A 12,373-nucleotide genomic window follows, 5' to 3' on the forward strand; every position below is an offset into this window, starting at 1 on the left:
TAATTTTTAAGTCTCTGAGTACAAAATACCATCAAGTTAACCATTCTTTTAACGAAAGATTAGATTTAAACCTATTCCTATTTTTCAATAATTAAAAAATAAAAAAGCCCACTCAAAAGAGCGGGCAATGAGGTTGTCATATAGGCTCTGTTGCGAGCCTACTGATTTTTATTACGCTTCGTTCTCAGCTACTTTAGCGTGTAGCTCTTGAACTGATGTCACTGATGCACATGCGTCAGCTGTGTGAGCCATAGACGCTGCAAACGCTGCATTTAGCGTTGTCGTGTAGTTCACTTTCTCAGCTAGCGCGCCACGACGTAGTACTTTCGAATCTTCGATAGCCTGACGACCTGCAGCAGTGTTAACGATGTAGGTGTACTCATTGTTCTTGATACGGTCAAGAATGTGTGGACGACCTTCATGTACCTTGTTAACTAGACGTGGGTTGATGCCCGCTTCACCTAGAATAACCGCAGTACCGTGAGTTGCATCTAGCTGGTAGCCAAGCTTAGAAAGCTTAGATGCTAGGTCTACAACGCGCTCTTTATCACCTTCACGTACAGAAAGTAGTGCTCGGCCGCCCTCTGGGTAAACCTTGCCACAACCTAGTTCTGCTTTCGCGTAAGCTTCTGCGAACGTTGCACCGACACCCATAACTTCACCTGTTGAGCGCATTTCTGGGCCTAACAGTGGGTCAACACCAGGGAACTTGTTGAACGGTAGTACAACTTCTTTCACAGAGTAATATGGTGGGATAATTTCTTTGGTAAAGCCTTGAGCTTCTAGAGATTGACCCGCCATTACACGTGCCGCAATCTTAGCGATTGGTGCACCTGTTGCTTTCGATACGAACGGTACCGTACGCGCTGCACGAGGGTTCACCTCGATTAGGTATACGTTGTTGTTCTTAACCGCAAACTGCGTATTCATCAGACCACGAACACCCAACTCGAAAGCTAGCTTTTCAACTTGCTCACGCATTACGTCTTGGATTTCTTGGCTTAGCGTGTATGCAGGAAGAGAACATGCTGAGTCACCCGAGTGAACACCCGCTTGCTCGATGTGCTCCATGATACCGCCAATTACTACGCGCTCACCATCACAGATTGCATCAATATCTACCTCAACAGCGTCGTCTAGGAAGCTATCAAGAAGAACTGGAGATTCGTTCGATACGCTGACTGCTTCGTTGAAGTAACGACGTAAATCTTGCTCGTCGTACACGATTTCCATCGCACGACCACCCAGTACGTAAGAAGGACGTACAACTAATGGGTAACCAATTTCGCGAGCTTTCTCTACCGCTTGTTCCATTGTTGTTACTGTCGCGTTCTCTGGCTGAAGTAGGCCTAGACGGTCAACCGCAACTTGGAAACGCTCACGGTCTTCTGCACGGTCGATTGCATCTGGGCTAGTACCGATGATTGGCACACCTGCTGCTTCAAGAGCACGAGCCAGTTTAAGTGGCGTTTGACCACCGTACTGAACAATAACGCCTTTAGGCTTCTCAACGCGCGCAATTGCTAGTACGTCTTCCAGTGTTACTGGTTCGAAGTACAGACGGTCTGAAGTATCGTAATCTGTTGAAACAGTCTCAGGGTTACAGTTAACCATGATAGTCTCGTAGCCATCTTCACGTAGTGCTAGTGATGCGTGTACACAACAGTAGTCAAATTCAATACCTTGGCCGATACGGTTTGGACCGCCGCCAAGAATCATGATCTTGTCTTTGTCAGTTGGGTTCGCTTCACACTCGTCATCGTATGATGAGTACATGTAAGCAGTATCAGAAGAGAACTCAGCCGCACAGGTATCAACACGCTTGTAAACTGGGTGGATATCGTATTGGTCACGTAGACGACGGATTTCGCTTTCAGAAACACCTAGAATCTTAGATAGGCGAGCATCCGCGAAACCTTTACGCTTAAGTTTCGTTAGCTCTTCTTTGTTCAGGCCAGCAAAACCTTTCGCTTTAAGCTCTTGCTCAAGTTTCACTAAGTCTTCAATTTGAACTAGGAACCAACGGTCAATTTGCGTTAGGTTGAATACACCGTCTACAGACATACCTGCACGGAATGCATCTGCGATGTACCAAATACGCTCAGCGCCCGCTTCTTTTAGCTCGTGACGAATTGTAGTTAGAGCGTCTGGCGCATCTAGGTCAACCATTTCATCAAAGCCAGTCGCGCCAACTTCTAGACCACGAAGTGCTTTTTGTAGAGATTCTTGTTGGTTACGACCAATCGCCATAACCTCACCAACTGACTTCATCTGAGTAGTAAGACGGTCGTTAGCGCCTGCAAATTTCTCGAAGTTAAAACGAGGAATCTTAGTTACTACGTAGTCGATTGTTGGTTCGAATGATGCTGGAGTTGCACCGCCAGTGATGTCGTTTTGTAGCTCGTCAAGTGTAAAGCCAACAGCCAGTTTCGCGGCAATCTTAGCGATTGGGAAACCTGTTGCTTTAGACGCTAGAGCAGAAGAACGAGATACACGTGGGTTCATCTCGATGATAACCATACGGCCATCTTTCGGGTTAATACCAAACTGTACGTTTGAACCACCAGTCTCAACACCGATTTCACGAAGTACCGCTAGAGATGCATTACGCATTAGCTGGTATTCCTTATCCGTTAGTGTCTGTGCCGGTGCAACCGTGATTGAGTCACCAGTGTGAATACCCATTGGGTCAAAGTTTTCAATCGCACATACGATGATACAGTTATCCGCTTTGTCGCGGACCACTTCCATCTCGTACTCTTTCCAACCGATTAATGACTCATCGATTAGAAGTTCGTTCGTTGGAGAAAGGTCTAAACCGCGGCGACAGATCTCTTCGAACTCTTCTTTGTTATAAGCGATACCACCACCAGTACCACCCATAGTAAATGAAGGGCGAATGATACATGGGAAGCCAACCATATCCAGTACAGCGTAAGCTTCTTCCATTGTTTTCGCAGTATCAGCACGGGGACACTCAAGGCCGATAGATTTCATCGCTTTATCAAAACGAGAGCGGTCTTCTGCTTTATCGATAGCGTCCGCTGTTGCACCAATCATCTCTACGCCGAACTCTTCAAGTACGCCGTGCTTTTCTAGGTCTAGTGCACAGTTAAGAGCTGTCTGACCACCCATTGTTGGTAGTACTGCATCTGGACGCTCTTTTTCAATGATCTTACGAACAACTTCCCACTGAATTGGTTCAATGTACGTTGCATCCGCCATGTCTGGGTCAGTCATGATGGTTGCTGGGTTTGAGTTTACAAGGATAACTCGGTAACCCTCTTCACGCAGTGCTTTACATGCTTGAGCACCAGAGTAGTCAAACTCACATGCCTGACCGATTACAATCGGGCCTGCACCTAGAATTAGAATACTTTTTAAGTCAGTACGTTTTGGCATTCTCTACTACTCCGAATTAAGCGCTGTGTTGTTTAATGAGTTCGATAAAGTGGTCAAATAGCGGTGCCGCGTCTTCTGGACCTGGGCTCGCTTCTGGGTGACCTTGGAAGCTAAACGCTGGCTTGTCTGTACGGTGGATACCTTGCAGTGAGCCATCAAATAGCGATACGTGAGTTGCACGTAGATTCTCAGGTAGTGTTGCTTCATCTGCAGCAAAACCGTGGTTCTGAGAAGTAATCATCACAACGTTACGATCAAGGTCTTTAACTGGGTGGTTAGCACCGTGGTGACCAAACTTCATCTTCACTGTCTGTGCACCAGAAGCAAGAGCTAGGATTTGGTGACCAAGACAGATACCGAAAATTGGTAGGCCTTTTTCTAGGAATACTTTTGTTGCTTCAATCGCGTAAGTACATGGTTCTGGGTCGCCAGGGCCGTTTGATAAGAAAACACCGTCTGGATTAAGAGCCAATACTTCTTCTGCTGAAGTTTCAGCAGGAACAACCGTTAGGCGGCAGCCGCGGTCAACAAGCATACGCAGGATGTTGCGTTTTGCACCGAAGTCGTAGGCAACAACGTGATATGGCAATTCGCTGTCGTCTTTCGCTTCAGGAAGGCCACCCTCGAGCGTCCACGAACCTTGCTTCCATTGATACGCTTCTTTTGTTGTAACTTCTTTCGCAAGGTCCATACCTTTTAGGCCAGGGAATTCTTTCGCTTTAGCTAGCGCTAGAGCCTCGTCTAGGTTGTTGCCTGCAACGATACAACCGTTCTGCGCACCTTTCTCACGCAGAATGCGCGTAAGCTTACGCGTATCGATATCAGCAATGCCGACGATATTTTGCGATTTAAGGTAGTCAGAAAGAGATTGTTCGTTACGGAAGTTAGAAGCGATAAGAGGAAGGTCGCGAATCACAAGGCCTTGTGCATGAATTGAAGAAGATTCTTCGTCTTCGGAATTGGTTCCGGTGTTGCCAATGTGAGGGTAAGTAAGAGTAACGATTTGTTGAGAATAGGAAGGATCAGTGAGGATTTCTTGGTACCCCGTCATCGAGGTGTTAAAAACGACTTCACCGACAGCAGAACCATCTGCGCCAATGGATTCACCGTGGAATACTGTCCCATCTTCTAGGACTAGCAGTGCTGACTTACTCAAGACAACCTCCAGAATAAAAATGCATTAAAATTGATTTAATTTGCAAATCTACCTTCCTGCAACACTCAAAAGTGCGTGTTTATGGAAATTAGACAAATTGGCGGTATTCTAGTGATGTAGATGAGACCTGTCAATATTGTCTCAAAAATAAATTTAATATTTAGGGGCATTAAAACAAAAAATCGTTTTAGAGCGCTAAAAACCCAAGTTTAGTGGTGTTTTAATTGAGTTATGATTAATCATTTATGAAACAGAGGAATTCTAGCAAACCCAAGATCACACTTTTTTCCATTTTTTCTACGCAAACGATGCAACAGCATTTTCAAGATAGATTTTTAGCCGCCTCACCACAAAAACAAAACCAAACAACCAAAAGAAACACTAAACTCACTATCTAATTGCTGTTCTATATCTATTTCACTGTTTCGCCTACAAGGGCAAATACAAAAAACGCCGGGCAAGCCCAGCGCATAATTATCTATTCTATGTTTTTAACACCATTTATCGATGTTAAGAAACTAGACTAATATTCATTTTATAGGTCGTTAAGCCCCAACACATCGGTCATTGTATAAAAGCCAGCTGGTTTAGATTTCAACCATACTGCCGCTTTAACTGCACCATTGGCAAAAGTCATACGATCAGTCGCTTTATGAGTAATCTCTACACGCTCACCGATATCAGCAAACATTGCAGTATGTTCACCGATAATGTCACCAGCACGAATTGTCGCAAAACCAATTTCGTCTTTTGTACGCTCTCCAGTAATTCCTTCACGCGCATAAACAGCGACATCATTTAACTGATTACCCATAGCACCTGCGATCGCTTCACCCATACCAATAGCGGTACCAGATGGAGCATCTACTTTATGACGGTGGTGAGCTTCAACAATCTCTACATCGCAATAATCACCCATCACTTTCGCTGCTTTTTCTAGCAGCTTAAAGACAAGGTTTACACCCACGGAATAGTTCGGAGCCATTACAACTGGTACTTCTTTCGAGACGAGATCGATATGAGCACGTTCTTCATCAGAAAAACCCGTTGTACCAATCACGATACTTTTACCGTGTTGGCGACATAACTCTAGGTTTGCCAAAGTGCTGACTGGCGCTGTGAAATCAATAATCACATCAAACTGTTCAATGTCTTTGGCAAGATCGTCAGTAACAACAACATCAAATTTGCCTTCACCACATAACTCACCTAAATCTACGCCAACGAGTGACGATTCAGGGCGTTCAGATCCGGCTGCAACTGATGCTTCTTCATTATTGTACGTCGCTTTGACTAGGTTGCGTCCCATACGGCCTGCCGCACCCGCAACTGCAATTCTTACCATTGCGCTGTTCTCCATTCTTTTTCGTCCTGCGTATTTGCAGTTATTCCAATCTATCTCAATAAACTAACAACATTCGTCATCAGTGGCTAGCGCTTAAGCGAACTCTTTTATTACTCGCTCTAGAATTGGCACGTTTGCTTCAGGAAAGGCATACTCTGCCAGCTTAGCGACATCAACCCACTCTCCTTGCTGCCCTTCTCTACCATATGGCTGACCATCAAACTGTGTCACAGTAATAAAATCAAATTTCAGGGATTTGTCCGGGTAATCGAATTCCAAATGCTCGAACAAAGCTTGCTCAGTTGTCGTAATGCCGATTTCTTCTTCTAGCTCACGAAGCATCGCTTGCTCAATTGTTTCTCCCGCTTCAACTTTACCACCAGGAAATTCCCAAAAACCGCCTTTGTGCTTATCGTCAGGACGCTTAGTGATGAAGATTTGCGACTTATCTTGATTAAAGATAATGGCCGCTACGATGTGGATTCTTTTCATTGATGGTGTTCCTTTCTATAACCTTTATAGCCAACTCAATCATGAATTACGTCATCCTCAAGAAGGAGGAACAACTGAGTTCACATACAAAAAGAGCCGCCTAAGCGACTCTTCATTATTTATATATCAGTGCCAAATTAGTTAATCTGACCGTGGCATTGCTTGTACTTTTTACCACTACCACATGGGCAAGGCTCGTTACGACCAACTTTACGCTCTTCACGTACCATTGGTTGGTGAGCATCTTCAGATTCTTCATCGTCAGACAGTGGGTTTTCCGCTGATGCATGTTGAGCTTGAGCTCGACGAGCAGCTTCTTCAGCTTGCGCTTGACGTTGAGCTTCCATACGTTCAACTTCTTCTTGCTGCTGTACACGAACTTTTGACAAGATCGTAATCACATCAGTTTTCAGTGCATCAAGTAGACCTTCAAACAGCTCAAACGATTCACGCTTGTACTCTTGTTTCGGGTTCTTCTGAGCATAACCACGTAGATGGATACCTTGACGTAGATGATCCATTGCCGCTAGGTGCTCTTTCCAAAGCGTATCTAGCGTTTGCAACATTACTGATTTCTCGAAGTTACGCAGCACTTGTTCGCCAACGACTGTTTCTTTCTCTTTGTAGACAGCAACCGCTGTTTCAAGGATTTTCTCGCGTAGGGCTTCTTCGTAAAGCTTGTCGTCTTCTTCAAGCCACTGTTTTACTGGCGCATCAATATCAAAGTCATTCTTCAGGCGCTCTTGTAGACCTTCCACATCCCACATATCTTCTAGAGATTGTGGCGGAATGTACTCATCAATCACAGCTGATAGAACATCCTCACGGTTTTGCTCAATCATTTCGCTGATGTCTTCAGCGCTCATTAGCTCATCACGTAGTTCGTAAACGACTTTACGCTGGTCATTGGCAACATCATCGTACTCAAGTAGCTGCTTACGAATATCGAAGTTACGACCTTCAACTTTACGCTGAGCTTTTTCGATTGAGCGTGACAGCATCTTAGATTCAATTGCTTCACCTTCTTCCATACCACTTTGGATTAGGCTCGCCATACGATCTGAAGTAAAGATACGTAGAAGTGAGTCTTCCATTGATAGGTAGAAACGTGAAGAACCTGCATCACCTTGACGACCAGAACGACCACGTAGCTGGTTATCGATACGACGTGATTCATGACGCTCAGTACCAATAATATGGAGACCACCCGCTTCAAGTACTGCGTCGTGAACTTTCTTCCACTCTGCCTTAATTTCTGCGATCTGCTCTGGTGTTGGATTGCTTAACGCTTCAACCTTTGATTGCCAGCTGCCACCTAACACGATATCGGTACCACGACCTGCCATGTTAGTTGCGATAGTTACCGCACCAGGAGTACCTGCACCAGCAACGATTTCCGCTTCTTTCTCGTGGAACTTAGCGTTAAGTACGTTGTGCTTGATCTTCGCCTTCTTCAGAGCATTTGAAAGAAGCTCTGATTTCTCGATAGATACTGTACCAACAAGCGTCGGCTGACCTTTAGCAACACGATCTTTGATATCTTCAATAATCGCGTTGAACTTGTCAGTTTCTGTACGATAAACCACATCCGGCATATCGTTACGAATCATTGGCTTGTTAGTTGGAATTACGACTGTTTCTAGACCGTAGATCGACTGGAATTCGAATGCTTCAGTATCTGCGGTACCTGTCATGCCTGACAGTTTCTCGTATAGACGGAAGAAGTTCTGGAACGTGATAGACGCTAGTGTCTGGTTCTCGTTTTGAATTTTAACGCCTTCTTTCGCTTCTACCGCTTGGTGAAGACCTTCAGACCAACGACGACCTGGCATAGTACGACCGGTGTGTTCATCAACGATAACCACTTCGCCTTCTTCGTTAACGATGTAGTCAACGTTCTTTTCAAACAGAACATGAGCACGAAGTGCAGCGTTTACGTGGTGTAACAGACTGATATTAGCTGGAGAGTAAAGCGTATCACCTTCTTCCATCAGGCCGTTCTTAATCATCAACTCTTCAACAAATTCTTGACCATTTTCAGTCAGGTGAACCTGTTTGGATTTTTCATCCATAGTGTAGTGACCTTCACCACGGTACTCTTCTGAATCTTCTTTATCTTGAAGCTCTAGATGAGGAATCAGTGTGTTGATTCGTGTGTAAAGATCAGAACTGTCTTCAGCTGGACCTGAAATGATAAGCGGTGTACGAGCTTCATCGATTAGGATTGAATCCACCTCATCGACAATAGCAAAGTAACGTTCACGTTGTACACGGTCTTCCGCACGGAAAGCCATGTTGTCACGTAGGTAGTCAAAGCCAAACTCGTTGTTTGTACCGTAAAGAATATCGGCTTGGTACGCTTCTTTCTTCTCTTGTGGAGGCATGTTTGGCACGTTAATGCCCACTGTCATACCTAGGAATTCGAATAGAACACGGTTGGTTTCCGCGTCACGCTTTGCAAGGTAGTCGTTCACAGTTACTACGTGAACCGCACCTTTTAGCGCGTTTAAGTAAGCCGGTAGGGTTGCTGTTAAGGTTTTACCTTCACCAGTACGCATCTCTGCGATTTGACCAGCGTTTAAGACCATGCCACCGATAAGCTGCACATCAAAATGGCGCATACCGTAAACACGTTTAGATGCTTCACGTACAGTCGCAAATGCTTCTGGTAGTAGCTTGTCTAGCGTTTCACCTTGGTCTAAGCGTTGACGGAACTCAACAGTTTTAGCTTTCAATTCTTCATCAGAAAGTGCTTCAAAGGTCGGCTCGTAGTTATTAATCTCTTTTACAATCTTTCTCAGGCGGCGCAGTGTTCGGTCATTGCGACTGCCAATTACCTTTGTCAGTAGCTTAGTAATCATTTGCTATGAATCTCTCTTTACTTAGATCGGGCCCGATCTACTTTTAATGCCTTCAGTCTCTAACAGTTTTTAACTTAGGATACTGAGATAAATCACTTTCCTCAGATATTGTGATGAGAACTATAGATTTCAAGGCTTGTGTTACTTTAAGTGGCGCTTAGTTTATGAAATTTTGTCTCTAACAACCAATAACATAGTGATTTGTTTGAACCACTCTTTATTTTTTACCGTTATATGGTGCTTGTTTGCTCGCTAAAGGTAGAACAGAGGGAAGGAAAAAGGCGATTTATCTATCTTCGAACGCATGCATTCACTAAACTAGAGAGGTCCGTTTTATGTGAGGCAGATTATGAGAGACCACCGCCCAACTCTTGGCGATGACATTATTGCAGATTCGAGATTATCTCAACTTCAGCAACACGCTAAAGAGATCATGATGATCAATAGTGAATTAAAAACGATCTTGCCACGCGGGACGGAACAACATTGCCGAGTGGCAAACATTCGAGATGGTCAATTGATCCTTGAGGTGGCAAGCGCTAGCATCAAAATGAAGATCGATTATGAGCGTTTAAATATCTTAAACCAGTTAAGATCAAAAGGCTTCGCACGATTGATCGCAGTCTCTGTTCAGATCAACCCTGATCTCTATCGAGTAGAGAAAGAAAAAGACCAGCAGAGTAAGCCTCGCGATCCTATTTCTGAAACGGCGGCTCAGTATCTTGAAATGATTGCTTCCGGTGCTTCGCCCAAAGTGAAAGCTCGACTAGAAAGCTTAGCAAAGCTGGCGAAAAGAGATGATTAACTAATCTTTCAGGCATAAAAAAAGCCAGACTTTCGTCTGGCTTTTTTAAGATTCTTTTTACGCTAGAACCATACTTGGCTCTGCGAATGCAACTGGAGATGTCGCTTCTTCTTCGAATGTTACCCATTCCCAAGCTTCTTGGTCAGCAAGAACTGAACGAAGTAGTTGGTTATTCAAGCCGTGGCCTGATTTGAATGCACGGAACTCACCAATGATTGGATGACCACACATGTAAAGGTCACCAATTGCATCTAGTACCTTGTGAGTAACAAACTCATTCTCAAATCGTAAACCTTCTTCATTTAGAATACGGTACTCATCAAGAACAATCGCGTTGTCAAAACTACCACCCAAAACTAGGTTTTGTGATTGTAGGTATTCGATATCACGCATGAAACCGAAAGTACGTGCACGAGAAATCTCTTTCACAAAGCCTTGTGAAGAGAAGTCAAACAGTAGGTGCTGTTCGTCTGAATCAATCGCAGGGTGATTAAACTCAATTTCGAAATCCATACGGAAACCGTTAAATGGAACGAATTCAGCCCACTTATCACCATCTTCAAAACGAACTGGTTTTTTAATGCGAATGAAACGTTTTGCTGCGTTTTGCTCTTCAATACCTGCTTGTTGTAGTAAGAATACAAACGGGCTTGCACTACCATCCATAATTGGAATTTCTGGAGCGTCAACTTCAACAACAATGTTGTCGATTCCCATACCTGCAAGCGCAGCATTAAGGTGCTCTACCGTAGAAATACGCACACCTGCATCGTTAACTAATGCTGTACACAGCATAGTGTCACGAACTGATTCAGGGTCAGCGGGGAAATCTACCGGTGGATTTACGTCGGTGCGACGGTACACGATACCTGTGTTTGCAGCTGCTGGGCGAAGAGTAAGCGTGACTTTACGACCAGAGTGGAGACCCACACCAGTTGTTTTCACCATTTCTTTCAGAGTACGTTGTCTGATCATCTGCTTGCCTCAGTAAATATGCTACAAATCACGGTCAATAAACGATATTGACCGTGCATGCTACCACAAAATCGAACAGTGTCAAATTGTAGTATTTTTAGTCAGCTTGACGACGTAAGAACGCTGGAATATCCAAGTAGCCTTCTTTCTCAGGTTTTGGTGCTGCACTTTGACCTGCACCAGAACCTGATGGTGTTGTCGTTGGCTGAGGAGTAACCTGTGGTTTCTCTTGCAAAGTTGGTGCCGGCTTTTCTTCCACTTTATTGACAGTCTGCTGTGCAGGAGCCGTTTGTGGTTGAGTTTGAGGCTGAGCAACTGGTGCTACTTTTGCCTTGCCGCCCGCAACTAAAGTGATATCAGGTTTCTTCTCGTTACCAATACCTGTTGCGACAACAGTCACGCGGATTTCATCAGCCATATCTGGGTCTAATGAAGTACCGATTACTACTGTTGCGTTGTCTGATGCGAATGCTTTAACTGTGTTACCTACAGTTTCAAACTCATCTAGACGCATATCTAGGCCAGCTGTGATGTTTACTAGGACACCACGAGCGCCTGCAAGATCGATGTCTTCTAGAAGTGGGCTTGAGATTGCCATCTCTGCCGCTTCTTCAGCGCGATCTTCGCCTTTCGCAACACCGCTACCCATCATTGCATGACCCATTTCCGACATCACTGTGCGAACATCCGCAAAGTCGACGTTGATCATGCCAGGACGAGTAATCAGTTCCGCAATACCTTGTACTGCATTCTTTAATACGTCATTCGCACTAGCAAAAGCTTCTAGTAGAGTGATGCCTCGGCCAAGTACTTTCAGTAGCTTTTCATTTGGAATCGTAATTAACGAATCCACATGTTTAGAAAGCTCTTCAATACCTTGCTCAGCAAAAGCTAAACGCTTTTTACCTTCAAAGCTAAATGGCTTAGTTACAACAGCAACTGTCAGAATACCTAGCTCTTTTGCTACTTCTGCAATTACCGGAGCTGCACCTGTACCAGTACCACCGCCCATACCAGCTGCGATAAATACCATATCGGCACCGTTGAGCTCTTCTTTAATACGATCGCGATCTTCGAGAGCTGCGTCACGTCCTACTTGAGGATTCGCACCAGCACCCAGACCTTTAGTCATATCACCACCAATCTGAATAACACTATTCACACTGGTTTTACGAAGCGCCTGAGCATCAGTGTTAATACTAATGAACTCAACACCTTCGATGGACTCACGCACCATGTGTTCAACGGCGTTACCACCACCGCCACCAACTCCAACGACTTTGATTACTGCATCGTCAGACATTTCCATCATCGGTTCAAACATGTGTTATCTCCGT

General features: G+C 44.6%; 8 protein-coding genes. 1 reads left to right on the top strand and 7 read right to left on the bottom strand.

Annotated elements, in window-relative coordinates; genetic code table 11:
* Nucleotides 1–171 precede the first annotated feature (171 nt).
* The 5 genes from carB to secA form a co-directional block, all read right to left on the bottom strand.
* A complete protein-coding gene (carB, locus tag AAFX28_RS21120; protein WP_408690526.1) occupies nucleotides 172–3,402 on the bottom strand; it encodes a carbamoyl-phosphate synthase large subunit in 3,231 nt (1,076 codons plus the stop codon).
* Nucleotides 3,403–3,418: 16 nt separating this feature from the next.
* Complete coding sequence (carA, locus tag AAFX28_RS21125; RefSeq protein WP_004744942.1) at nucleotides 3,419–4,558, bottom strand: glutamine-hydrolyzing carbamoyl-phosphate synthase small subunit; 1,140 nt, start codon at nucleotides 4,556–4,558, stop codon at nucleotides 3,419–3,421.
* A gap of 535 nt (nucleotides 4,559–5,093) precedes the next feature.
* Nucleotides 5,094–5,918, bottom strand: coding sequence for a 4-hydroxy-tetrahydrodipicolinate reductase (gene dapB, locus AAFX28_RS21130; RefSeq protein WP_408690527.1), 825 nt, complete (start codon nucleotides 5,916–5,918; stop codon nucleotides 5,094–5,096).
* 78 nt (nucleotides 5,919–5,996) lie between these two features.
* Nucleotides 5,997–6,395: an 8-oxo-dGTP diphosphatase MutT gene (gene mutT, locus AAFX28_RS21135; protein WP_408690528.1), complete on the bottom strand. Its 399-nt coding sequence runs from the start codon at nucleotides 6,393–6,395 to the stop codon at nucleotides 5,997–5,999.
* Between the two features lie 137 nt (nucleotides 6,396–6,532).
* On the bottom strand, nucleotides 6,533–9,256 hold the full coding sequence (gene secA, locus AAFX28_RS21140; RefSeq protein WP_408690529.1) for a preprotein translocase subunit SecA: 2,724 nt from the start codon (nucleotides 9,254–9,256) through the stop codon (nucleotides 6,533–6,535).
* Between the two features lie 349 nt (nucleotides 9,257–9,605).
* Here secA and AAFX28_RS21145 point away from each other — a divergent pair, with 349 nt between their 5' ends.
* On the top strand, nucleotides 9,606–10,061 hold the full coding sequence (locus AAFX28_RS21145; RefSeq protein ID WP_408690530.1) for a DUF721 domain-containing protein: 456 nt from the start codon (nucleotides 9,606–9,608) through the stop codon (nucleotides 10,059–10,061).
* 57 nt (nucleotides 10,062–10,118) lie between these two features.
* On the opposite strand, the gene lpxC is transcribed toward AAFX28_RS21145, so the two are convergent.
* A complete protein-coding gene (lpxC, locus tag AAFX28_RS21150; protein ID WP_408690531.1) occupies nucleotides 10,119–11,036 on the bottom strand; it encodes a UDP-3-O-acyl-N-acetylglucosamine deacetylase in 918 nt (305 codons plus the stop codon).
* Between the two features lie 97 nt (nucleotides 11,037–11,133).
* Complete coding sequence (gene ftsZ / locus AAFX28_RS21155; RefSeq protein WP_394127525.1) at nucleotides 11,134–12,360, bottom strand: cell division protein FtsZ; 1,227 nt, start codon at nucleotides 12,358–12,360, stop codon at nucleotides 11,134–11,136.
* Nucleotides 12,361–12,373 lie beyond the last annotated feature (13 nt).

This window comes from Vibrio sp. TBV020 (assembly GCF_046056895.1).
Taxonomy (GTDB): Bacteria; Pseudomonadota; Gammaproteobacteria; order Enterobacterales; family Vibrionaceae; genus Vibrio.

What these genes read in the sequence shown, in the direction of transcription:
- carB (WP_408690526.1), bottom strand. Translation starts at nt 3,402, where the DNA reads ATGCCAAAACGTACTGACTTAAAAAGTATTCTAATTCTAGGTGCAGGC.
- dapB (WP_408690527.1), bottom strand. Translation starts at nt 5,918, where the DNA reads ATGGAGAACAGCGCAATGGTAAGAATTGCAGTTGCGGGTGCGGCAGGC.
- mutT (WP_408690528.1), bottom strand. Translation starts at nt 6,395, where the DNA reads ATGAAAAGAATCCACATCGTAGCGGCCATTATCTTTAATCAAGATAAG.
- secA (WP_408690529.1), bottom strand. Translation starts at nt 9,256, where the DNA reads ATGATTACTAAGCTACTGACAAAGGTAATTGGCAGTCGCAATGACCGA.
- AAFX28_RS21145 (WP_408690530.1), top strand. Translation starts at nt 9,606, where the DNA reads ATGAGAGACCACCGCCCAACTCTTGGCGATGACATTATTGCAGATTCG.
- lpxC (WP_408690531.1), bottom strand. Translation starts at nt 11,036, where the DNA reads ATGATCAGACAACGTACTCTGAAAGAAATGGTGAAAACAACTGGTGTG.
- ftsZ (WP_394127525.1), bottom strand. Translation starts at nt 12,360, where the DNA reads ATGTTTGAACCGATGATGGAAATGTCTGACGATGCAGTAATCAAAGTC.